The sequence below is a fragment of the Lacunisphaera limnophila genome, from assembly GCF_001746835.1.
Taxonomy (GTDB): domain Bacteria; phylum Verrucomicrobiota; class Verrucomicrobiia; order Opitutales; family Opitutaceae; genus Lacunisphaera; species Lacunisphaera limnophila.
Window position 1 is genome coordinate 2,098,726 of sequence record NZ_CP016094.1, and the last position, 20,580, is coordinate 2,119,305.

At 68.1% G+C, this 20,580-nt stretch carries 23 protein-coding genes; 10 read left to right on the plus strand and 13 right to left on the minus strand.

Translation table 11 applies throughout. From position 1 onward, the window contains the following. Positions 1-11: 11 nt before the first annotated feature. The 4 genes from Verru16B_RS08720 to trxB are packed head-to-tail and all read right to left on the minus strand — an operon-like array spanning position 12 to position 3,779. Entirely contained in the window at positions 12-1,229 is a 1,218-nt protein-coding gene (locus tag Verru16B_RS08720) for a carbohydrate porin (protein WP_069961920.1), read from the minus strand. Positions 1,230-1,280: 51 nt separating this feature from the next. Next, complete coding sequence (locus tag Verru16B_RS08725; RefSeq protein ID WP_069961921.1) at positions 1,281-1,847, minus strand: M15 family metallopeptidase; 567 nt, start codon at positions 1,845-1,847, stop codon at positions 1,281-1,283. Next, the gene (locus Verru16B_RS08730; protein WP_069961922.1) at positions 1,831-2,820 is read right to left on the minus strand and encodes a 2-hydroxyacid dehydrogenase; all 990 of its coding nucleotides are present in this window, start codon (positions 2,818-2,820) and stop codon (positions 1,831-1,833) included. Before Verru16B_RS08730 ends, Verru16B_RS08725 begins: the two co-directional genes overlap by 17 nt. A gap of 14 nt (positions 2,821-2,834) precedes the next feature. Beyond that, positions 2,835-3,779, minus strand: coding sequence for a thioredoxin-disulfide reductase (trxB, locus tag Verru16B_RS08735; protein WP_069961923.1), 945 nt, complete (start codon positions 3,777-3,779; stop codon positions 2,835-2,837). 143 nt (positions 3,780-3,922) lie between these two features. On the opposite strand from trxB, the gene Verru16B_RS08740 reads away from it, so the two are divergent. The 3 genes from Verru16B_RS08740 to Verru16B_RS08750 all read left to right on the plus strand — a co-directional run bounded on the left by Verru16B_RS08740 (position 3,923) and on the right by Verru16B_RS08750 (position 8,121). Further along, positions 3,923-5,059, plus strand: a complete 1,137-nt coding sequence (locus Verru16B_RS08740) for a tetratricopeptide repeat protein (protein WP_069961924.1) — start codon at positions 3,923-3,925, stop codon at positions 5,057-5,059. Between the two features lie 57 nt (positions 5,060-5,116). Then, a complete protein-coding gene (locus Verru16B_RS08745; protein ID WP_069963678.1) occupies positions 5,117-7,186 on the plus strand; it encodes a YgiQ family radical SAM protein in 2,070 nt (689 codons plus the stop codon). Positions 7,187-7,371: 185 nt separating this feature from the next. Then, the gene (locus tag Verru16B_RS08750) at positions 7,372-8,121 is read left to right on the plus strand and encodes a PilZ domain-containing protein (RefSeq protein ID WP_069961925.1); all 750 of its coding nucleotides are present in this window, start codon (positions 7,372-7,374) and stop codon (positions 8,119-8,121) included. Between the two features lie 17 nt (positions 8,122-8,138). On the opposite strand, the gene Verru16B_RS08755 is transcribed toward Verru16B_RS08750, so the two are convergent. Further along, a complete protein-coding gene (locus tag Verru16B_RS08755) occupies positions 8,139-8,564 on the minus strand; it encodes a hypothetical protein (RefSeq protein ID WP_157772352.1) in 426 nt (141 codons plus the stop codon). 221 nt (positions 8,565-8,785) lie between these two features. Here Verru16B_RS08755 and Verru16B_RS08760 point away from each other — a divergent pair, with 221 nt between their 5' ends. After that, on the plus strand, positions 8,786-9,169 hold the full coding sequence (locus tag Verru16B_RS08760) for an energy transducer TonB (protein WP_069961927.1): 384 nt from the start codon (positions 8,786-8,788) through the stop codon (positions 9,167-9,169). A gap of 341 nt (positions 9,170-9,510) precedes the next feature. Here Verru16B_RS08760 and Verru16B_RS08765 read toward each other — a convergent pair whose 3' ends face one another. Both Verru16B_RS08765 and Verru16B_RS08770 read right to left on the minus strand, forming a co-directional pair. After that, positions 9,511-9,864 (minus strand): MmcQ/YjbR family DNA-binding protein, encoded by a 354-nt coding sequence (locus Verru16B_RS08765; protein WP_069961928.1) that lies wholly within the window; start codon positions 9,862-9,864, stop codon positions 9,511-9,513. A gap of 3 nt (positions 9,865-9,867) precedes the next feature. After that, the gene (locus Verru16B_RS08770; RefSeq protein WP_069961929.1) at positions 9,868-10,332 is read right to left on the minus strand and encodes a GNAT family N-acetyltransferase; all 465 of its coding nucleotides are present in this window, start codon (positions 10,330-10,332) and stop codon (positions 9,868-9,870) included. Positions 10,333-10,448: 116 nt separating this feature from the next. Between Verru16B_RS08770 and Verru16B_RS08775 the strand changes: the two genes are divergently transcribed. Beyond that, complete coding sequence (locus Verru16B_RS08775) at positions 10,449-11,237, plus strand: hypothetical protein (protein WP_157772354.1); 789 nt, start codon at positions 10,449-10,451, stop codon at positions 11,235-11,237. Between the two features lie 52 nt (positions 11,238-11,289). Then, positions 11,290-11,955, plus strand: a complete 666-nt coding sequence (locus Verru16B_RS08780) for an ankyrin repeat domain-containing protein (RefSeq protein WP_157772356.1) — start codon at positions 11,290-11,292, stop codon at positions 11,953-11,955. A gap of 7 nt (positions 11,956-11,962) precedes the next feature. On the opposite strand, the gene Verru16B_RS08785 is transcribed toward Verru16B_RS08780, so the two are convergent. Beyond that, the gene (locus Verru16B_RS08785) at positions 11,963-12,406 is read right to left on the minus strand and encodes a PDZ domain-containing protein (RefSeq protein WP_069961932.1); all 444 of its coding nucleotides are present in this window, start codon (positions 12,404-12,406) and stop codon (positions 11,963-11,965) included. A gap of 104 nt (positions 12,407-12,510) precedes the next feature. Here Verru16B_RS08785 and Verru16B_RS08790 point away from each other — a divergent pair, with 104 nt between their 5' ends. Both Verru16B_RS08790 and Verru16B_RS08795 read left to right on the plus strand, forming a co-directional pair. Then, positions 12,511-12,954: a DUF5069 domain-containing protein gene (locus Verru16B_RS08790; RefSeq protein WP_069961933.1), complete on the plus strand. Its 444-nt coding sequence runs from the start codon at positions 12,511-12,513 to the stop codon at positions 12,952-12,954. A 94-nt stretch (positions 12,955-13,048) separates the two neighbouring features. Continuing rightward, positions 13,049-13,861 carry a PEP-CTERM sorting domain-containing protein gene (locus tag Verru16B_RS08795; protein WP_069961934.1) on the plus strand — a complete coding sequence of 271 codons (813 nt, stop codon included), beginning with the start codon at positions 13,049-13,051 and terminating at the stop codon, positions 13,859-13,861. 86 nt (positions 13,862-13,947) lie between these two features. On the opposite strand, the gene Verru16B_RS08800 is transcribed toward Verru16B_RS08795, so the two are convergent. Then, complete coding sequence (locus Verru16B_RS08800; RefSeq protein WP_069961935.1) at positions 13,948-15,348, minus strand: right-handed parallel beta-helix repeat-containing protein; 1,401 nt, start codon at positions 15,346-15,348, stop codon at positions 13,948-13,950. 272 nt (positions 15,349-15,620) lie between these two features. Between Verru16B_RS08800 and Verru16B_RS08805 the strand changes: the two genes are divergently transcribed. Beyond that, positions 15,621-16,463, plus strand: a complete 843-nt coding sequence (locus tag Verru16B_RS08805) for an HDOD domain-containing protein (protein WP_069961936.1) — start codon at positions 15,621-15,623, stop codon at positions 16,461-16,463. A 50-nt stretch (positions 16,464-16,513) separates the two neighbouring features. Here Verru16B_RS08805 and Verru16B_RS08810 read toward each other — a convergent pair whose 3' ends face one another. The 3 genes from Verru16B_RS08810 to Verru16B_RS08820 all read right to left on the minus strand — a co-directional run bounded on the left by Verru16B_RS08810 (position 16,514) and on the right by Verru16B_RS08820 (position 18,372). Further along, on the minus strand, positions 16,514-17,170 hold the full coding sequence (locus Verru16B_RS08810; RefSeq protein ID WP_069961937.1) for a DUF2959 domain-containing protein: 657 nt from the start codon (positions 17,168-17,170) through the stop codon (positions 16,514-16,516). A gap of 68 nt (positions 17,171-17,238) precedes the next feature. Next, positions 17,239-17,778 carry a lipocalin family protein gene (locus tag Verru16B_RS08815; protein WP_069961938.1) on the minus strand — a complete coding sequence of 180 codons (540 nt, stop codon included), beginning with the start codon at positions 17,776-17,778 and terminating at the stop codon, positions 17,239-17,241. Between the two features lie 39 nt (positions 17,779-17,817). Continuing rightward, the gene (locus Verru16B_RS08820) at positions 17,818-18,372 is read right to left on the minus strand and encodes an RBBP9/YdeN family alpha/beta hydrolase (RefSeq protein ID WP_069961939.1); all 555 of its coding nucleotides are present in this window, start codon (positions 18,370-18,372) and stop codon (positions 17,818-17,820) included. A gap of 188 nt (positions 18,373-18,560) precedes the next feature. On the opposite strand from Verru16B_RS08820, the gene Verru16B_RS08825 reads away from it, so the two are divergent. Then, entirely contained in the window at positions 18,561-20,024 is a 1,464-nt protein-coding gene (locus tag Verru16B_RS08825) for a DUF1593 domain-containing protein (RefSeq protein ID WP_069961940.1), read from the plus strand. On the opposite strand, the gene Verru16B_RS08830 is transcribed toward Verru16B_RS08825, so the two are convergent. Continuing rightward, the gene (locus tag Verru16B_RS08830; protein ID WP_069961941.1) at positions 20,005-20,574 is read right to left on the minus strand and encodes a hypothetical protein; all 570 of its coding nucleotides are present in this window, start codon (positions 20,572-20,574) and stop codon (positions 20,005-20,007) included. The genes Verru16B_RS08825 and Verru16B_RS08830 overlap by 20 nt on opposite strands. Positions 20,575-20,580: the final 6 nt, after the last annotated feature.

The following is a 20,580-nucleotide window of genomic DNA, read 5'->3' on the forward strand; positions in this document are numbered from 1 at the left end:
GATGGGGTTGATCAGTAGCTGGCATTAAGGCGCAGGAGAAAGACGCAGGCATCTTTCTGGGCGATGCTGCCGCCGGGATGCCGGATGAACTGGAAGTCGGGTTGGACGCTGAGGTGCTCGTTCACGATGAACGTGTAGCTGGCTTCGATGACCTGCTCGAAGTCGGGAGCCGGGCTGGCGGGATCGGTCAGGCGGGCGTGGTCGGCGAAAGCCCCGCTGAAGCGGCCATGGGCGAGGCCCAGGGCGATGACGTCATCGGGCCGCCCGGGGATTGGCCCGGTCCAGCCGAGGCCGGCGTCAACGGCCCAGCCGAGGGCGTTGCGGTTGGCGGGCGATAAGCCGCCGCGGGCAAAGATCTCCACATTGCCTGCCGCGCCGGCCTCGCCGGCGAGGGTGTGCTCGATCGCGGCGTAGGCGCCGTGGTTGGAAGTGTATTCCCGCGGGTCATTGCCGGAGGTGGCGTAAGGCTGGCCCGTGGCGTCGTCGCGGACATCCGCAAAGGTGGCGGTGTGGAACCAGGCCCCGGCCTTGTATCGGGTGGACCCGCCAGCCGGGGCGAAGGTGCCCTCCGTGATCAGGAACCAGCCCTGAGCGCCACCCACTTGGTAGTGGAGTCCGTGGCGGGTTACGGCCGGGTCGCCGGTGGGGGAATCAAAGGAGTCGCCGTCGTAGAGGCCGACGCGCCAGGCGGCGGTCTCGCCCCAGGTGTGCTCGTAGCGGATGCCGGGGGTGGCGACAAAAAAGGCCGGACCGGTGTTGACCGTGTTGGCGGAAAGGAACGGCGGCCAACCGAAGGCGCTGTTGAAGAAATTTCCGCCGCCCTCGGTGCCGGCGAACTCCTCATCGGCCAGCAGGGCGCCGCCGCGCAGCGACCAGCTCTGGCCCTTGGCCTCCAGCCACCAGGAGTAGAGACGTACGCTCCGGTAGCCCTCCATGTTGCTGGCGGCAAAAAAATCCCCGAGGAAGCGCTCGGTCGGGCCTTTGCCGCTGAGGGCGAGGGCGCTGACGTACCCGCCCCACTGGATATCCTCGGGCGAGTTCCTCGGTGACTCCCACCCGGAATAAACCAGGGCGAGGGCCTGGAGGGATTCGCCGCGCTGGGCCCCGCCGCGGATGCCCGCGGCAGCTTCCAGCGTGAGATCGATCCCGCTACCGGCGTAGCCCGGGGTGGTCGGCCCAAGCAGCGACAGCGCAAGCGCCGCCAGCAAAAGCGTGAATTTTGCGGTCATAAGATTTGGCAATCTTGATGACGGCACCGCCTTCTAGGCGCTTTAGCTGTTTTACTTTGGCGCCAGCGCTTGCACCGGGCGCCAGCACCAGTGCCAGGGTTCGTAATTGATGCCCTGGCGGTTGTTGCGAGGGTAGGTGAGGTGAAAACCGAAATTTGCTCCATTTCGCCTCATCCAGCGAAATTCCTTGGTGCGGGCGAAAGAGACCACCAGTCCGAGGTGGCCAGGCGCGCCGAGATCGAGGGCGCGACCGGTGTGATGCTCGCTGCACCCGGGGATCGCGCTCACGCGCAGGATGGCGTCGATCGACTGTCCGGCCGCGAGCTTGTGGCGGATAATCAGGGTCTGTCGCGCCACGCTGCGGTAGGCGGAAAGGGGAATCAGGGTGACGCCGTCGTCGGTGGCCGCCGTCTGCATCCGGCGCCAGGCGTGGGCCGCCGCCGGGGTGAGCCGCAGGATCCGTCCGTCGTCGGCCGCGCGGCCGATGCAGACGAGGCGTCTGGCCTCGGGGTGAAGTCGTGACAAAGCGCGCGTCGCCACGTCGGCCGGAATGCCGAGCCGGGCCCAGCGCACGCGCCAGGTCGCGGCGCCCCGGGCCGATTCAGGCCTTGAGGGCATGGGGACAGGGCCGGCCGGCGGCGAAGTCGTCGAGATTGCCCAGCGTCGTGGCGGCGATGGCGGTGACGGCCTCGCGAGTGAAGAACGCCTGATGGCTGGTCACAAGCACGTTGGGGAAGGAGAGCAGGCGCGCGAGCTGGTCGTCGGCAAGGATGTCACCGGAGAGGTCCTCATAGAACACGCCCTCCTCCTCCTCGTACACATCGAGGGCGAGGGCCCCGAGCCGGCCGGATTTCAGGGCGTCGATCACCGCGCCGGTATCGATCAGCGGGCCGCGGCTGGTGTTCACGATGTAGACCCCGTCGCGCATCTGCGCGAGCGCCCCGGCCCCGATGAGGTGCTGCGTCTGCGGCGTCAGCGGGCAATGGAGGCTGATGAGGTCGCTCTCGGCGTAGAGCCGTTCCAGCGTGGTGTATTCGACCCCCAGCGCCTCGGCCGCGGGCTGGCGGGTGACGTCGAACGCCAGCACCCGGCAGCCGAAGCCGCGCATGATCTGGGCGAAGCAGAGGCCGATCTTGCCGGTGCCGATGACGCCGACGGTTTTGCCGTGCACGTCGAACCCCAGCAGGCCGTCGAGGGAAAAGTTGCCGTCCCGGACCCGGTTGTAGGCCCGGTGAATCCGGCGGTTCAGCGTCAGGAACAAGGCGACGGCGTGTTCGGCCACTCCATGGGGCGAGTAGGCCGGCACACGGGCGACCGTGATGCCCAGGCGGGCGGCGGCGGCGAGGTCGACGTTGTTGAACCCGGCGCAGCGCAGCGCGAGGTGTTTCACACCGAGGCCGGCAAAGGTGGCGAGCACGGCCGCGTCGGCATGGTCGTGGACGAAAAGGCAGGCGGCCTGGGCCCCGGCGGCGAGGGTGGCGGTTTCCGGCAGCAGGCGGGCTTCCAGATAGACCAGGTCATGGCGGCCGGCGTTGGCGGCATCCAGAAACTGGCGGTCGTGCGGCTTGGTGCTGAAAACGACGACGCGCATGCCGCAAGGTGCGCTCAACCGCCCTTTTCCGCAAGCCAGCGCTCGGCCTCGATGGCGGCCTGGCAACCCATGCCCGCGGCGGTGATCGCCTGACGGTAGTGGTGGTCGGCGCAATCGCCGGCGACGTAGACGCCGGGCGTCTTGGTCTTCACCTGGCTGTGGCCCACTGGCACGAAATAACCCTGGTCGTCGGTGTCCACCGCGTCCTTGAACGGCGCGGTGTTGGGCACGTGGCCGATGGCGACGAAGATGCCCTTCACCGGCAGCACGCTCTCGGCGCCGGTCTTGACGTTCTTGATCTTCAGGCCGCTCACGGCGCCCTGCTCGACGCCCTCGACGGCGACCGGCACGCTGTCCCAGACGCACTGGATCTTCTCATGCGAGGTGGCGCGATCGGCCATGATCTTGGAGGCGCGGAGCGAGTCGCGGCGGTGGACGAGGTAAACCTTGCTGGCGAAGCGGGTGAGAAACAGGGCCTCCTCGGCCGCGCTGTCACCGCCGCCGATGACGGCGACCTCCATCTTGCGGTAGAACGCGCCGTCGCAGGTCGCGCAGGTGGTCACGCCCTTGCCGCCGTAGAGTTCCTTCTCGCCGGGGACGCCGGTCAGGCGCGGGGAGGCGCCGGTGGCGACGATCACGATCTTCGCCTTGATCTCACGGTCGGCGAGCTTGAGCGTGTAGGGCCAGGCCGAGGTGTCGAGGCCGGTGACGGTGCCGCTCTCGTAGCGGGTGCCGAACTTCGCCGCCTGCTGGCGCAGGTTCTGCATGAGCTGGTAACCGTCGATGCCCTCGGGGAAGCCGGGGAAATTCTCGACCTCGGAGGTCGTGGTCAGCTGCCCGCCGGGCAGCACGCCCTCGAGCACGAGGGGCTGCAGGTTGGCGCGACCAGTGTAGATGGCGGCGGTGAGACCGGCGCAGCCGGTGCCGACGATGACGACGTTTTCAACTTGGGCGGACATGGGGGGACGAGAAACTGAGTCCAACATTCCGGCCGGTGCAACCCCGGAGATGCCCCGATGGGGGGCCGGACGCCGGCCGCCAGCGGGGGGCGGGGCGGGTTTTCGCCCTTGCCCCCAAGGCGGCGGTTTCCGGATATTTCCGCATGCCGGATTACCTTTTTCGGGCCACGGATGCGTCGGGTAACGTGGTGGAGGATCGCTTGGAGGCCGCGACGCTGGGCCAGGCCCGTTACATGCTCGAGTTGCGCGGGTTCAGCGCCATCGAGTTCTACAGCCCGGAAAACGTCGACGACATCCAACGGGCCTCGCTCTCGGGCACCGGCATCGATCCGGCGTTGCCCGGTGACGGGACCGCGGGGATCGAGATCGCGGCGCACCAGCGCAAGGGCGTCGCGGCGCAGTTGCTCTGGGCGTTGGGGCAGCATGCCTTCATCTTCGGGCCCTTGCTGCTTTGGAACTGGTTATCCTGGCGCGGGGACCGGCCCTTCGGCTGGGGCGACTGGCTGGGGTTTGTCGCCACGCCCCTCTACGCGGTGGTCTTTGGGCTGATGGTGCTGCCGCTGACGATCTTCACCATCATGTTGGAGGCCGCGGTGTGGTCGGACTGGCCGAAACAGCGGCGCTGCATCCGGCTGGCGCGACTGCTGCGGACGGTGATGCGCACGGGCATTCCGGAGAACGAACTGCTGTTCCGCGAGGCCAACGCGCGGGCGGCCGAGGGCGACCTGGCCGGCGCGCTGGCGCATGTGGCCCCCTTGCGCGGCCACCCGGACCTGGCCGAATACCTCTATCTCGGCCGGCTCTCGTCGGTTTACGAATACGCCGGCGACTTCACGGGCCAGCTGCGCTGTGTCGAGGAGGCGGTGGCGTTGAACCCGGACGGCACGGACGGCTGGATCGACCTCGCCGCCGTGCGTATCCGGCAGTTTCGCGACGTGGCCGGGGCCCGGGCCGCGCTGGAAAGGATCGCCGACCGGGAGTTCCCCGAAATGGTCCGCGCCGTGTACCTGCTCACGCAGGGGGCCGTGGCCGTCGAGGCGGCCGAGCCGGCCGCGGCGGAAAAGGCGCTGGTCGAGTCCCAGCAGCTCCTGGCCAAGTTCGGCCTCGCGCTGATCCAGGCCTTCGAGGCCGAGTTGCAGGCCTATCTGGCGCTGGCCCGGGCCGCGCAAGGGCGGGGGGCGGAGTCGCGGGCCGACTACGCCCGGGTGCGCCCGATGCTGCTGGCCGGCAAGCGGCACACCCTGGTCGCCCGCGCGGACGCCGCCCTGGCCGCGGCCTGAACGAAGGTCCGGACCGGGCTTGCGCTGGACCGGCAGTTGGCTGAGGGTGCCCCCGCCTTGTCCACGCCCACGCCCGCCTCCACGAAAGTCTATTCCCACGAACCGGTCTGGGACGCGAAGCGCTGGCTACCCACCACGGCCGACGAGGTCGCCGCGCGCGGCTGGGATTACATCGACGTCATCATCATCTCGGGTGACGCCTACGTGGACCACCCGGCCTTCGGCACCGCCGTCATCGGCCGCCTGCTCGAGTCCGAGGGCCTGCGCGTGGCGATCATCCCGCAGCCCAACTGGCGGGACGACCTGCGCGACTTCAAGAAGCTCGGCGCGCCGCGACTGTTCTTCGGTGTCACGGCCGGCTGCATGGACTCGATGGTCAACCGCTACACCGCGGCCAAGAAACTGCGCAGCGAGGACGCCTACACCCCCGGTGGCGAGCACGGTTACCGTCCGGACTACGCGACCACCGTCTACACGCAGTGCCTGAAAAAGCTTTTCCCGGAGGTGCCGGTGATGATCGGCGGCATCGAGGCGAGCCTGCGGCGGGTGACGCATTACGATTACTGGTCCGACACGTTGAAGCCTTCGATCCTGGCGGAGAGCGGCGCCGACCTGCTGGTGTACGGCATGGGCGAGCTGCCGCTGCGCGAGGCCGTGCGCCTGTTGAAGCGCGGCGTGCCCTTCGCCTCGCTGCGCACGATCCCGCAGACGGCGGTGCTCCTGCCGCCCGGGGCCAAGGCGCCGAAGAACGAGAACTGGGATGACTTCACGCTCCACTCGCACGAGGAGTGCGGCCGCGACCGCACGCTCTACGCGAAGAATTTCAAGGACATCGAGACCGAGTCGAACCGAGTGAAGGCCCGCCGCCTGATGCAGCCCACGGGCGAGCGCCTGCTCGTGGTCAATCCGCCGTTCCCCACCATGAGCGAGGCGCAGATCGACACCAGTTTCGACCTGCCCTACACGCGACTCCCACACCCGAAGTACCGGAAGCGCGGGCCGATCCCGGCCTACGAGATGATCAAGCACTCGATCAACATGCACCGCGGGTGCTTCGGCGGCTGCAGCTTCTGCACGATCTCGGCGCACCAGGGCAAGTTCGTCGCCAGCCGCAGCAAGGAATCCATCCTGCGCGAGGTCGAGACGATCAAGCAGATGCCTGATTTTCGCGGCACCATCAGCGACCTCGGCGGGCCTTCGGCCAACATGTACAAGATGAAGGGCAAGGAGCAGTGGATCTGCGACGAGTGCGTCCGTCCCAGCTGCATCTGGCCCGACGTGTGCCGCAACCTCGACACCGACCACACCGCGCTCCTCGACATCTACAAGAGCGTGCGCGAGACCGAGGGCGTGAACCACGCGTTCGTCACCAGCGGCATCCGCTACGACCTGTTCCTGCACGACAAGGGTGTGTCGCCCGAGGCCCAGGCCAGCCATGAGCGCTACGTGGACGAACTCGCGCAGCACCACGTCTCCGGCCGGCTGAAGGTCGCGCCCGAGCACACGAGCGACCATGTGCTGCGCATCATGCGCAAGCCGACCTTCGATCTCTTCTACAAGTTCAAGGAGAAGTTCGATCGCGCGGCGAAGAAGGCCGGCAAGGAGAAGACGCAGATCATCCCGTATTTCATCAGCTCCCATCCCGGCTCGCGGCCGGAGGACATGGCCGAGCTGGCGCTCAAGACCAAGGATCTCGGGTTCCGCCTGGAGCAGGTGCAGGATTTCACCCCGACGCCGATGACAGTGGCCACCGAGATCTATGCCACCGGCGTGCACCCCTACAATGCCGAGGAGGTCTGTGTTGCCCGCACGCCCGAGGAAAAGCAGGAGCAGCGGAGTTTCTTTTTCTGGTACAAACCCGAGATGAAGTCGGCCCTGCGGAAATCCATGGCGCGGCTCGGTCTGGGCGCGATGGCCGCGCGCCTGCTCGATGGCAAACAGCAGACCGTCGACGTCACGCCCCCGCCGCACATCACGCCGTGCGGCATGCAGGCGCCCGGCGCCCGGCTGGCCGCCGCCACCGCGCGGCCGCCCCGCCCGAAAAAGCCTTCGCACCTGGACGCCATGCTGCGCGAGGCCGGCGTGAAGGTGGCCGCGCCCGCGAAGGACCGCGCCCCGCGCCCCTAGGGACGGGAACACGACGGTAGACGCCGGCGGCACCGGAATTCTTCCCGGTTCCGGCCGATGCTCGGGCCTTGCTGCCGCCCCAACATCATGCATGGATCACCCCACCCACCGGGCGGTCCCGATCCGACTTTCTGGGCTCAAGCCGGACCGGCCCTGCGCCGATAACGGGAAGGACCATTCATTCGATGCTGTTTTTCAAAAAGATCCTGGAATCCAAAAAACCCGAGGCGCCGACCGACCGTCGGGTCGCCGCGCGTTACGCGGTGTTGCCCGGATTCCCGCTGAAGACGGTGCTCAACATCGCCGGCCGCGATGACCTCGGCGAGCTGCTCAAGGGCGAAGGCATGGACTGGACGGGCAAGCTGATCAACCTTTCCGCGACCGGAGCGCGCGTGCAGATGCCGCGCACGATGCTGGCGCAGCGCGGGGATCCCTGCCGGCTGAAACTCGACATGCAGGGCTACGAACTGGTCGTGCCCGGCACCATCGCGCACGTGACCGAGCGCCGGGATTCCCTCGTGTTCGGCCTGACCCTCAATCTCGCGGCCTCCGGCACGGCCGCCGCCTTCCGTCAATTGGTGGAGCTGGTCGCGCTCGGTTCCACGCTCAAGCAGGTCAAGCCGCTCCAGCCCGACGAGTCCGGCTACATGGCCGAGCAGTATGCCGGCGAGCCCGAGTCGCGCCTCATCGTGTGGCGCCAGCTGGCCGGCCGCGAGGTGGCCGCCTTTGAATTCCAGCTCAAGGACTGCGTGGTGCGCGGACTGGCCGGTCGCGCCGGCCTGGAGTGTTTCACCGGCACGGAGGGCGCCACCCGGCGGCCCGCCTCGGGCGTGCGGGGCGAGGAGATCCTCCGGCTCTACCAATGGGTCGTGCTCAATCTCGCCCCGGAGCTGCCGACCGACGTGCGCACCTTTCTCCTCCAGCACGCCGCCTGAGGGGCGGCGGGACCGGCTCAGGCCGGCGGCTTGGCCGGCGTCACGCGCACGGCGGTCCGGTGGGCGGCGATCTGTTTTTCGGCGCACACGGGGCAGATGCCGTGCGAAGTCTCGGTGGCGAGGTGGGAGCCGAAGTACTCCTCCATCGTCAGCCACCCGCCATCCTTGCCGACCTTGCGGCACCAGCTGCAGACGAGGAGGAAGCCCTCGAGCTCATGCAGGCGGCGCAGCAGCCGCCGGGTGGCGAAATGCACCCACAGCCAGATGGCGAGCACCACGGCGGTGCGCACCAGTACGCGGGACCAGAGAAATTCCTTCGGCTCGTGGTAGAGCAGGTGGGGCAGGGCGACGATCTCGGCCAGCCACGTGAGCAGGATGATGCACGTGAAGCCGATGGCCTCGTTGCGCAGGATCGTTGCGCCAATTTTGGTGAGACGGGGCATGGTGGGCAGGACCACTGAGCTGTGCGGATCGTTGGGCTGTCAATGCTGGTCTCGAACCCCGGGGGCGAATTGTGTCCGTCCCTTCGTTCCGTCGCCGGATTTTCCCACGCGTGGGATGCGTGGATCGCACGGGCGGGAAAGCGCCCGGCGTCCGGCGCGGCAAAAGATGGTCCCGCCGAAAAAATCTGAAACTCTCCGCCTCCTGCGGAGTTCTTGAGCGCATGAACCTCCCGAAAAAAATCCTCCTCGCCGCCACCGTCACCGCTGGCCTGCTCGCCCCCGCCGCCGTCTCGCACGCGGGTGTCATCGTCTCTGAAATCGCCACCGACAGCACCGCCTTCTCGGCGCCCGCGCCGACCAAGGTCGTGTCGCCCACCGATGTCCCGCGCCGCTACCAGAACGCGATCATCCGCCTCAGCCTCACGGTCGATGCGCAGGGCCGCCCGCACAACATCGCGGTGTTGTCCGACCGCGACCAGAAGCTGACGCAGTGCCTGCGCTCCGCCGTCTCGCAATGGGAATTCACGCCCGCGATCAAGGATGGCCGCGCCGTGGCCGTCGATGTCGTGCTGCCGCTCCAGGTGGTGGACGGGCCCCTTTCCTGAGTCTTTCGCCCTGGCGGCCAACCGACCCGGACCGGCCCTGCGCCCGTCCGGGTTCGGGCGTTGCCCCGGAGCCCGGACGATCGTGGCCACCACACCGCGGGGAAGTCATTGACCGCGCCGATGCCGCCGGCTGAACAAAACCAGCGCACCGGTCGCGACGGGGGGTCACCGTCGGTCCCGGGGATGGCCACGAGCGTCAGGGAAAAAAGGAAGACACGGTCGCCGCGGCCCCGGCATGATGTCATCGGCAAACATCCTACCCGGTTGGCCGCCCGCTGGCTCCGCAGGGCTTGTGAAAACCTGCGGGGCGGTTGCCGCCAAGAAATGCCCAGCGGGCCGGATCAGGCGAGGGCGAGCTCGCGCTGGCGTTTCTTGGGCAGGCCGGCGACCACCAGCTCATAGCTGCGGCGGATGCGCGCGTTCAGTTCCGGCTCCGGGAGCGCCGCGAGGTCCTCCACCTTCGCCCACATCCGCTTCGCGCAGTAGGGCGCCTGGATGATGCCGTCGATGGCCGTCAGTTCCGCGAACTCGTCCGGGGTGCACTTGAAAATCACCCCGGCCACCGTGCCGGCGTCCAGCACGAGGATGAGAAACATCTTCCCCGCGACCTTGCCCACGAGGCACTCGCCCCACTGTTTCACGAACGTGGTGTGCGGGAGCGAGAGCGCATAGGACTGGAGCCGGGCCAGGCGCATGGGTCACTCCGGGATCAGCTTCATCTCGTAGCAGCGGCTGTGCGGATCCGCGAAATACGGCGGAAAGGGCGAGATCGCCCGGAAACCCACCCGCTCATACAGGGCGATGGCGGCGTGCTGTTGCGTACCGGTCTCGAGGCGCAAGGTGGTGAGGCCGTGCCCGACGGCGTGCTCCGCGAGGCGCGCGATGAGGCGTTCGCCGAATTTGCGGCCCCGGAACTCGGGGCGCACGTACATGCGCTTGAGCTCACCGTATTCCCGGCCGACCAGCAGGATGCCGCCGCAGCCGGCGGGCCGGCCATCGGCGCGCAGGACGAAGAAGGCGACGCCCTGGTCGATCAGCTTCTGCACGCTGAAACCGTGCCGGCTCTCCGCGGGATAGAGCGAGGCGAGGTGGTCCTCGAGCTCGTTGATCAGGGCGGTGGCGTCCGCGGTGTCGGGCCGCTCGGCGGTGATGCTCACGGTCATGCCGGATTTGTGGCGGATTCCCGGCCGGCGGGCAAATCCGCAATGCGGGGGCGGGCGATTCCGGGCTCAAGCGGAGGGCCGGTGTGTCGATCAGCCCCATTATCTTCCTGACCTATTTGCCACCGGTCGCCGATCCGCTGGGGCTGAGCCGCCGCGGACGGCGGTTGGTTGTCCTGCTCCTGATCCTCGGCCTGCTCGCGGCGGTCCGGCTGCGCGCCGCCGAGTCGCTCACCGAGACATTTGCCGGGCCCGCGTTGGGGACCGGCTGGGAGCTTTCGCTGGCGGACAGCTTCACCCTCGCCGACGGGCTCGCGACCAACACCGCGGGCGACGGCCAGTATATCCGGACCACGGCCACGGATTTCCGGGACTTCAATTTCACACTGGAGCTCACGTACTCCAACCAAGACGGCTTTGGCGGCGCCGGCATCGTGTTTTTCGGGCTCGGCGCCGGGTTGCCTGATGAGAATTTCTACACCGAGCCACTGCAGGCGCTTTACCTGCGGCATGCGCCCGGGGATTTCGGCGACGGATTTCTCCAGCCCAGCTTGAACTCGGGCCCGGGAACCGTGGATGAGATGACCGTGTTGGGCCTGCCGGGCTCCGGCACGCACCGGGCGCTGGTCACGAAGACCGAGGCCATGCTCGTGTTCAGCGTGGACGCCGCTTCCAGCGGTGGGAGCTTTGTCGCGGACTACACCACGACTTTCGACCTGGGAGAGGTCCGCTTCAGTTTCCTCGACGCCACCTACTCCCGATTGTTTTTCGGCAGTCAGGGCGGGGGCGTGAGCTTTGATGCCGCCACCCTCACCGTGACCGGCGCGGCCATCCCGGAGCCCGGCGCGTATGCGGTCGTTCTTGGGCTCGCGGCCCTCGGGTTGGTGGCCGGCCGGCGGTGGCGTTGACGAGCCCGGACGCCTGCTCGACAGCGGGGGCGTGAATGGTTTTGCTCGGGCCATGCTTGGATTGTGCCGTCCCTCCCCTTGGTGCCGCCTGACTGCCCTGCTCCTGCTGGTGGTGGGCGGACTTGGCGCCGCGCCGCGTTATGCGACCATTGACGAGGCCATCGCGCGCGGCGACCTCATCGATGTGCGTGTGCATGTCGCCTATGACGCGGCGGTCGTGAACCGGGCGGGCCCGCGGGGGCTGCCGCTGCACCAAGCGATCCTGCGCAACCGCACCGAGATCGCCGTCTACCTGCTGGAGGCCGGGGCCAGCGTCAACGCGGCGGACGGGACGCAGCGCACGCCGCTGCACCTCGCCGTGGAGCGGGCGAGTGTTTCGTTGGTGACCGCCCTGCTGGCGCGAAAGGCCGCGCCGGATGAGCGCGATGCCATGGGGTGGACCCCGCTGCATCATGCCGCCGCAAAGGACCTCGTGGAGGTGGCCCGCGCTTTGCTGGCGGGCGGGGCCGACATCAAGGTGCTGAGCGAGAATGGCGGCACGCCCTTGCACGAGGCGGCGGCGAGCGGGGGGGCGGAGATGATCCGGTTGCTCCTCGACGCCGGCGCGGACCCGCAGGTGGTATCCAAGCTGGGCGTGACGGCGCTGGACATTGCCCGTGAATACAAGAACGAGGCGGCGATCGCCGCGCTGGCACCGGCGTCCGGGACCAAGCCCTGAGCGGAGCTCAGCGCGGAAAGATCGGCCGCACGCTCCGTTGCGCGCGCAGGGTGAACTGCTCCGTGCGCCGGGTGATGACCTCGAGCTTGAGCGGTTCGCCCGCGTCGCGGTCGAGCAGGATCCGGCCGAGCGGGCTCTCGATCGAGACCACGGCGTCGAATTCCGTGACGGCCACGCCGTCGAGCTGCACGATCTCGTCCCCGGGCTTCAGGCCGGCCTTCTCGGCGTCGGTGCCGGGCAACACCTTGGCGATGAAGATCCGGTTCACCTTCTTCGTCTCCGGGTGGGCGTATACCGTGATGTCGATGGCGAAGGAAATGATCGGGCTGCCGTGAATCCTGAGGGGCTCGAGGACCAGGACCTTGTCGCCGGCCGGGACGGCGGGGCTGCTTTCCTTGGCCGGGAGCTGGACGAAACAAACCAAGGCGATCAGCAGGGGCACAGCTTTCATCACGGAGAGAATAGGTCGCCACCGGCGGACGTTCGAGGAGAATATCCGCGGACCGGGCGGGGCTTCGGCTTGTCGGACGGGCCGGGGGCGGCCAGGCTGCGGGCATGAAAGTCACCGGTCTGCGGAGTCCCCACGCTAAGGTCGGCGGCTTGGTCTACTTCGGTCGCATGCTCGACAAGATCAGATTGCGCGACGCCGGGCGCCTGCCGGAGGGATTCAACGTCGGGGTCGCGGACTGGTATTTCTTCGACGCGCGCTGTGTGCGCTTTCTCGACGTGCGCTGGCCGGCGCTGGTGAAGCGGGTGCGGGAGGGCGGCACCGACGCGCAGGTTCTGCGGTGGTGCTTTCGTCAGGGGGGCAAGCGCACCCCGGAACAAGTCGCGATCTGGAACACCTTCATCGCCAAGCGCGGCTGGCGCGACGAGGCGAGCGGCGGGGTGGCGGAGGAGAAGGCGGCCGCCGGACTCGGCCACCAGAAGGACATTGTCACGTGGTTCGACCTGATCGACGCGGAGGAAGGGCGGAAACCGGCTGGCGTGATCGGCTGAACGGGGCTTGAAGCCCCGCTAGGTCGCATCACGGGTGGTGGTGGCGCAAGGTCTCCAGCCTTGACCCCAGAGGGTATTCCCGGTCTGCTCCGTCATGCAAATCCGCTGCCACGCGTATCGCCTGCTGCTTTCGGTATTCGGTGGATTGGTGGTCCTCGCGGCCGTGGCGCGCGCGCAGACGACCGTCAGCATCAATTTTCAAAACCCCGGCGGAGCGATCGCACCGGGCAGCGCGACCGGGGTGGTGTCTGCGATGAACTGGAACAATGTCACCGCGGTGTTTCCTGATCCGGCGCCCGATAGCGGCATCACCGGCGCGATCACCGGCCTGGTGGATGGCACGGGGGCGACGACCGGCGTCAACATCAGCTATGTCGGCTGGGGTTACCAGAGCGCGGCGGTCTCGGGCGGCACGACCGCCGACCACCAACTGCTCAACAATTTCAGTTACGGCAATGCCGGTCACCCGTTGAGCGCCACGGTCACCGGGCTCAGCAGCGCGTTCACGGGCAGCTATGACGTCTATGTGTATTTCGCCAACCCGAACGATTTTCACGTGATCAGCTACGCCCTCGGCGGCACGACTTACTACACCCGCACACTGGGGAATTTTAATTTTGGCACGACAGGCTGGGTCGAGGGGAAGACCACGACCCTGCCGGCCAGCTATGAGGTGGCGCCGCAGGGCAACTATGTGCGTTTCGCCGGCGTCAGCGGGAATGCCTTCACGCTCGACGTGGCGGGTCCTGCGGTCTCTGGCAGTGGCAGCAACTACAACGCGATTTCCGGCCTGCAGATTGTGGCCGCGACCCCGATTCCGGAGCCGGCGACCGTGACTCTCCTGCTGGGCTTTGCGGCCATGGCCGGGGTGGTCGGTTGGCGCCGCCGCCGCCGGACCGGTGCCTGATCTCCGCCGGCATCGACCGGCTCCCGGAGCCGGCGGATGGTTGAGCGGGTTGTGTTTGCCTGCGCGCTACCCCGAGAGGGATTAGGCTATGGCGGGTTGATCGGGTTCTCCGCAACGACGGCGAGGGGCGAGAGATCCTCCACCTGCAGGGCCGGGCCGGCGCATTGGGTGAGGGTGTTGCGGCGGATAATGCCGGAAAATCCACGGGAGGCGTAGATGCCGGCGGAACGGCTGTCGCGGATCGTGTTGCCTTCGACGGTGAAGTTGCCGCCGATGAGGCGGATGCTCGGGTGCTCGGCAAAGGGTAGGGCTGGCGGCTGCTGGGCACCGGCCAGGGAGCCGCAGCGCTCGATGACGTTGCCGCGGACGACGAAGCGCTCGACGGTGCCGGTGTTCGGCAGGTCAGCACCAACGCCGTTGGGGTGGTGGCGCATCAAGCGGATGGCGCCCCAGACATTCTGCAGGTTGCGCGCCCAGTTGTCGCCGGAGTCGGTGATGGTGTTGTCCTCGTACAGCACGTCGCGGACATTGGCGGGCCCCGTGGCCCAGTGCTCGAGGCCGCACTTGGTATGGCTGATGCGGTTCCGGCGGAACACGATGTTCGCCTGGTCGCCTGCGTCGCCCTGATTGGTGATGGCGGTGTCGTAGATCCAGGAGATGTCGCAGTCCTCGACGGTGACGTCCTGCCCGTCGCACCACAACTCGACCCCGTTGCCGTAGCGCGTGTGGTCGGTCCAGATCCAGGCGCCGCCGCCGTGGGAGATGCGGCAAGCGCGGATGGTGACATCCTTCACCGCGGTCATCTGGATGCCGTGGGTGTTGGAATATTTGATGGTGAGGCCCTCAATGACGACGTGGGCGAGGTTGCGCAGCTGGACCGTGTGCTGCATCCACGCGCCGACGGGAATCTCGATTTGCCGGGCGAGGGTCGCCGGGTTGGCCGGGGCGCGGAGCACGACGCGGTGCTGGTCGGCGTCGAACCAGAAATCCCACGGCTCGCGCAACTCGTCCCGCCTCCATTTCTTTTCGGAAGGCAGGTCGTCGTGCCAGACGCAGCCGACATCGTAGCCGGAGGCGCTGCCCGGCGCCGTGGTCCAGAGTCCCTCACCGGCGGGCTGCCAGTCGTCGGGCCGACTGAAGGACCGCGACAGGAAGAAAGCCGCCTCCTCGCCCGGCGCGGGGCGGATGGTGATCGGGTTGCCGGGAGCGCCGGAGATGCCGCCGGCTTTGCCATCCCAGAGGATTTGCTGCCGGTAGACCCCGGCCCGGATCAACACGACGTCGCCCGGGGCGACCCGGGTGAGTGCGTGTGAGACGGTGGCCCAGGGTTTGGCCCGCGAGCCGGGCGCGGTGTCGTGGCCGTCCATGGCTACATAGTACTCGGCCGCGTTGGCCATGGCGCCGAGGACGGCGAGGAGACTGCCGGCAACCGACGCGCGGAGGACGGCAGGAAAACGAAAGGGCCGGAGGGGATCGTGGGGGTGCACGGGGAGCGTTCCGGGTAGATAAGGACTGGCCGGCTCCGCGCACAAGCGTGCATCTCGGCCGGACCGCGAGGGCGGGGCGGCAGCCGGGGAGGGCGGTTGGCGGCGGCCTCGAGCCGGTTGGTGCGGCCGGGGGTCGCGGCACACCGCATATCTTGCGCACGGAATGACCAAAATTACTGCCTGGGGACTTATCCGGCTAATGACTGGGGGCGGCGACGCCGCCGATGCAAGGTTGGGCTTCAGGTGGGGCTGATTCCCTCCGATCATCAGGTATGAACGATGTCAGGTATTCGCCGGTCAACCTGATGCGCGTCGCGCAGTCGCTGCCCGCCACGCCGCGGATCATGGCGCGGCTCGGGCAGTTGCTGCGCGATCCGACCACTGGGCTGGGGGAGATCGCCGACCAGCTCAAGCATGACAGCGCCCTCGCGGCGCGGCTCCTGCGCATCGCCAACAGCGCGGCCTTCGCCCAGAGCGAGCCCGTCGCCTCGATTGAGGACGCGGCGGCGCTGATCGGGATGCGCGACATCCACCGGCTCATCGGCGCGGTGGCGGTGGACCACTTTTCCCTCCGCGCCAATCCTCTCTACGGCTTCACCGGCCCGCGCCTGCGCGACAATGCCATCATGACCGCGCTGCTGATGGAGGAACTGGCCGCGCCCGCGCAGGAGGATCCGGCCGCGGCCTATGCGGCGGGTCTGTTCCGCTCCCTCGGCAAGGTGGTGCTCACGAAACTGGCGGAGGAACACGGCGTCGTGGCGCCGTTTCAGCCGGCGGGACCGGGCAACCTGATTGAGTGGGAAAAGGCCACGTTCGACCTGACCAGCAACCAGGCCACCGCCGTCATTCTCACGGAATGGCATTTCCCGGCGGCCGTGACCGAGGCGGTGACCGAGCATTACGAGCCCGCCCTGACCAGCCCCCCGCTGGCCGGGCTGCTGAACCTGGCCGCCCGGCTGGCGGACCAACTCGGCCATGGGCTGCCCGGTGAATCCGCCTACTGGCGCGAGCCCGCCGGCCTGGCGCCGTTGCCGGGGGTCGGCCCGCGGGCCATCCAGCACGCGTCGGAGCGCGCCGTCGCCGCCTTCGACCTGATCAACCGCGCACTGGGCTGACCGGCGATTCTGCTCCGGCGACGAGTTCGCGCAACGTTCGCCGGCCCGCCTCAGGGCGCGGGCGTCGGCGCGGATTGCATCGAGGCGATGAAGGCGTCGGCCTCGCGGATGGATTTTTCCATGTCGGCGATGAGGCGGGCGATGTCCTGCTGCAGTTCGCGGGTGGAGCCGCCGAGCGCGGAGATGGCCTGGGCGTTAAGGTTGTGCTTCAGGAAGAGCACCTGGTCACGGAAGGCGTCGACCACCGGGGTCATGCGGGCGGAGGCCTGCTCCATGGTGCGCATGAGGGCGGCGTAGCGGTTCCGCGTGGTGGCGAGTTGGCGCTCACTCTGGCTGCGCAGCGCGGGGCTCTTGTAGAGGGCGAGCTCGTCGCTCCATTCCTGGAAGAGAGCCTGGGCCACGTTGTCGATGGCGGCGATGCGGTCGCGGACCTCGGTGGCGCGGGTCTCGCTGCGCTTGAATTCCCGGTCGAGGTTCTCGTAGGTCGCCTGCAGTTCCGAGGCGGGCACCTTCGTCACCGCGAGGAATTCGGCGAGGGCGCTGGAGAACTGGGCCTTGGCTTCCTGCTGGGCCTCGCGGGCCTCGCCGACGCGGTCGACGAGGATCTTCCGCTTGGGGATGCCGACTTTCTCCATCGCGCCGTAGTAGACGCTGGAACAGCCGGTGAACAGGAGGGCGGAGCCCAGGAACAGGAGGGAAAATCGCATGGGAGAGGAACGTGGGGAAACGATGGCCAAAAGACAATCGCCGCCGGGGTGGGTTCCTCCCTACCGGTTCAGGTCTCCGGCTGCGGCACGAAACGCAGTGTGTCGGTGGCCAGGCCGCGGGTGCGGAGGTCGGCGAGGATGGCGTCGTAGGTGGCGGGGGCGAGGCGCCGTTCGCGGGCGAGGACCCAGAGGAGCCCTGCATCCTTGGTCCCGACGACCGCCCACTGGTAGTCGGCGTCGAGGGCGAAGATCTTGTAAGTGACGAAAATCGGCCAGACGAAGCTGACCTTCCACGTGGCGTTGCTCACGGGATCGATGACATCGGCCACGCCTTCCCAGGTTTTTTCGGGTCCGTCGACGGCCTTCTCCCGAAAGGTGAAATTGTTGGTCAACCGGCCGTCGGGCCGCCGCGCGTAGGTGTCGTAGCTGGCGACCTTGCCGCGCTCGAGGAAGTAGGGGACGTGGCTGATGACATACCAGCGGCCCATGTAACGGTCGAGGTCGACCGAGGTGACGGCCGCGGGCAGGGGCTTCTTGGCGGTGGCGCAGCCGGCCAGAAGGACGAGGGCGAGGGAAGGCAGAACGAGACGGGCGAAAAGGGAGGGCATGCGGCAAGGGACGCCGGCCGCCGCCAAATGCAACCCGCATCAGGTCAGCGGCGCCGGGCGCAGGGCCCGGGCGAGCAGCGCCCGGCCCGCCGGCCACTCGCCAAGGCCGGAGGCGGCGTTGAGGTGGCCGCGGGGACCGATGTCCTCCCGGGCGCAACCCCAGGCCGCGGCGAAGGCCGCGCTGCGGGCCGGGGTGATGTAGGGATCGTCACTGCTCGTGACCATGAGAGCCGGAAAACGCAGCGGACCGGGTGCGGGTGCGGTGAAACCGCGGATGGCCGGCGGAAAATCCGGCTGGGCGGGATCGGGCACGGCGACCAGCAGCGCCCCGGCCACGGGCCGGGCGGAGGTCCGGCTCCACGCGGCCACGGCCAGGCCGCCGAGACTGTGGGTGATGAAAAACACCGGGCCGGTCACCGTCGCGACCGTATGTTCGATGGCCGCGATCCAGGCGCTGCGCTCGGGGTTTTCCCAGTCGGTCTGCTCGACCCAGCGACTGCCGGGCAGGGCGTCGTGCCAGCGCCGCTGCCAATGGGCGGGGCCGGAGTTGCCGTAGCCGGCGACAAAGAGGAGGGTGGGCAAGGGGGCGGCCATGGCGCTGAAGGGAAACCGTCGCGCCCACCGGCTTCAAGTCTGCGCCGCGTCCCGCCCCGCACAGGGCGCGGTCTCGGCGGCGCACAGTCGCGCGGTGAGCCGATGTGATCGGTGATCAACACGGGTGCAGGGTTGCGGTTGCGCGCGGGCTCCTGCATTTTTCACGGAACCCCAACCCCACCTCGACGATGACTATTCCCTCGCGCTGTCTCCGCCCCTTGCTTGGCGCCCTGTTGCTGTCCCTCGTTTTGAATTCTGCCGTCGACGGAAGCGAGATAGCGCTGCCGCGGGCCCATCGCCTGCTGGTGCTGACCGATGTCGAAAACGAACCTGACGACACGCAGAGCCTCGTCCGGCTCATGCTGTATTCCAATGTCATCGATCTGCAGGGTCTGGTGGCGACGACCTCCGTGCACATGAAGGATAGGCCCTCGCCGCAATCGATCCGGCGCGTGATCGATGCCTATGACCGGGTGCGGGACAACCTGCTGCTGCATGAGACGGGATTTCCGGAGGCCGCCGCGTTGCAGGCCTTGGTCAAGGTGGGAGCCGGGAGTTATGGGATGCAGGCGGTGGGACCGGATCAGGTCAGCGAGGGCGCGGCCTGGATCATCCGGTTGCTGGACGAGCCGGACGACCGGCCGTTGTGGGTGACGGCGTGGGGCGGGCCGAACACGCTGGCGCAGGCGCTGTATCAGTTGCGCGCCACCCGCAGTGAGGCGGAGCTTAAGCGCCTGGTGGCCAAGCTCCGCGTGTACACGATTTCCGACCAGGACGATTCCGGCCCCTGGATCCGGCAGAACTTCCCCGACCTTTTCTACATCGTCAGTCCCGGCGGCTACGGCGCGGCGACCTGGACCGGCATCATGCACGTGGAGCCCGGATTCGACAACACGAACATCAGCAACCGCTGGCTCGCGGAGCACATCCAGCAGGGGCATGGCCCGCTCGGGGCGATTTATCCGGATGTCGCGTACGGCATGGAGGGCGACACGCCCTCGTTCCTGGCGCTGATCCCGAACGGCCTGAGCGTGCCCGAGCATCCCGAGTGGGGCGGCTGGGGCGGGCGCTATGAGCTCGCGATCCCCGCCTTGGCGACGATGGATCCCACGGGCTTCACCGGCGGTGTGCCGGTCGATCCGGAGACGCGGCCGATCTGGACCAACGCGGTCGACGAGGTGGTGCCGCCGGTGGCGGGTGAATACGGCCGTGCGCGGCGCGCGGGGGAGAAAGCGGTGACGTCCTTTCGCGCCACGATCTGGCGCTGGCGCGAGGATTTCCAGGCGGATTTTGCGGCCCGCCTCGATTGGACGATCCGGCCCCGGGCCGAGGCCAACCACCCGCCCGTGCCGGTGCTCGCGCACCCGGAAGCGGTGACCGTGAAATCCGGCCAACGCTTCGTGCTCGATGCCGCTGGCTCGACGGACCCGGACGGCGACAACCTGAGCTTTTGGTGGTTTCACTATCCCGAGGCCGGCACGTACCGGGGCAAGATCGCGTTGCAGGGGGCGGAGAACATCTGGCGCATCGGTTTCGTCGCGCCGAAGGTGGCCCAGCCCGAGACGGCGCACTTCATCCTCCGCCTGACCGACAAAGGCACGCCGGCGCTGACCCGCTACAAACGGGTCATCGTCACGATTGTGCCGGAGTAGTCATCGCGTGGTTCGACCCAGCCTGGCCGGCGGCGTGGCGGAAGAGCAGGCCGGAGGCCGTGAACAGCAGGACGAAGCCGCCGTTCAGCAGAAAAACCTTGGCCACCCCGGGGCTGAAGTCCGCGGGCCAGAAGAGCAAGGCGACCACCGGGATCAGGAAAGTGACACCGGCGGTGGCGAAGGCGGCCCGGGCCATGCCGGCGGGCTGGAAGCGGGCCACGCCGGTACCAATCAGACCGGTCAAGATGACGGCGAGATAGAGGACGTTGGCGGGGTTTTCGTCGCCGATTATCTGGACGGCGGCGCTGATCCAGAAGACGAGGAAACCGGTCAGGACCGCCAGAGCCGCGGCGGCCTTATAGGCGAGGTTCGCCACCCGGCGCGTCGCCAAGAGGCGGTAGAAGAATGTCGTGGTGGCAAAGACGACCCAGGCGAAGACGAAGTCGTGCCAGGTCCAGTTCCAGCCGTCCACGGTGAGTTGACCGGTAAGCGGGATGAGCAGCAGGGCCAGCGGCACGAGGGCGATAAGGAGATAATCCTTGGGTTTCATGGGTGC

Bases quoted from the DNA above. Each gene is read 5' to 3' on its own strand.
- Verru16B_RS08765 (WP_069961928.1), bottom strand. From the start codon at position 9,864: ATGCGCCTGGCCCGGCTCCAGTCCTATGCGCTCTCGCTCCCGCACACC.
- Verru16B_RS08830 (WP_069961941.1), bottom strand. From the start codon at position 20,574: ATGAAACCCAAGGATTATCTCCTTATCGCCCTCGTGCCGCTGGCCCTG.
- Verru16B_RS08820 (WP_069961939.1), bottom strand. From the start codon at position 18,372: ATGGCCGCCCCCTTGCCCACCCTCCTCTTTGTCGCCGGCTACGGCAAC.
- Verru16B_RS08790 (WP_069961933.1), top strand. From the start codon at position 12,511: ATGAAAGTCACCGGTCTGCGGAGTCCCCACGCTAAGGTCGGCGGCTTG.
- Verru16B_RS08740 (WP_069961924.1), top strand. From the start codon at position 3,923: ATGCCGGATTACCTTTTTCGGGCCACGGATGCGTCGGGTAACGTGGTG.
- Verru16B_RS08805 (WP_069961936.1), top strand. From the start codon at position 15,621: ATGAACGATGTCAGGTATTCGCCGGTCAACCTGATGCGCGTCGCGCAG.
- Verru16B_RS08770 (WP_069961929.1), bottom strand. From the start codon at position 10,332: ATGACCGTGAGCATCACCGCCGAGCGGCCCGACACCGCGGACGCCACC.
- Verru16B_RS08795 (WP_069961934.1), top strand. From the start codon at position 13,049: ATGCAAATCCGCTGCCACGCGTATCGCCTGCTGCTTTCGGTATTCGGT.
- Verru16B_RS08815 (WP_069961938.1), bottom strand. From the start codon at position 17,778: ATGCCCTCCCTTTTCGCCCGTCTCGTTCTGCCTTCCCTCGCCCTCGTC.
- Verru16B_RS08730 (WP_069961922.1), bottom strand. From the start codon at position 2,820: ATGCGCGTCGTCGTTTTCAGCACCAAGCCGCACGACCGCCAGTTTCTG.
- Verru16B_RS08780 (WP_157772356.1), top strand. From the start codon at position 11,290: ATGCTTGGATTGTGCCGTCCCTCCCCTTGGTGCCGCCTGACTGCCCTG.
- Verru16B_RS08810 (WP_069961937.1), bottom strand. From the start codon at position 17,170: ATGCGATTTTCCCTCCTGTTCCTGGGCTCCGCCCTCCTGTTCACCGGC.
- Verru16B_RS08720 (WP_069961920.1), bottom strand. From the start codon at position 1,229: ATGACCGCAAAATTCACGCTTTTGCTGGCGGCGCTTGCGCTGTCGCTG.
- Verru16B_RS08750 (WP_069961925.1), top strand. From the start codon at position 7,372: ATGCTGTTTTTCAAAAAGATCCTGGAATCCAAAAAACCCGAGGCGCCG.
- trxB (WP_069961923.1), bottom strand. From the start codon at position 3,779: ATGTCCGCCCAAGTTGAAAACGTCGTCATCGTCGGCACCGGCTGCGCC.
- Verru16B_RS08785 (WP_069961932.1), bottom strand. From the start codon at position 12,406: ATGAAAGCTGTGCCCCTGCTGATCGCCTTGGTTTGTTTCGTCCAGCTC.
- Verru16B_RS08760 (WP_069961927.1), top strand. From the start codon at position 8,786: ATGAACCTCCCGAAAAAAATCCTCCTCGCCGCCACCGTCACCGCTGGC.
- Verru16B_RS08825 (WP_069961940.1), top strand. From the start codon at position 18,561: ATGACTATTCCCTCGCGCTGTCTCCGCCCCTTGCTTGGCGCCCTGTTG.
- Verru16B_RS08725 (WP_069961921.1), bottom strand. From the start codon at position 1,847: ATGCCCTCAAGGCCTGAATCGGCCCGGGGCGCCGCGACCTGGCGCGTG.
- Verru16B_RS08755 (WP_157772352.1), bottom strand. From the start codon at position 8,564: ATGCCCCGTCTCACCAAAATTGGCGCAACGATCCTGCGCAACGAGGCC.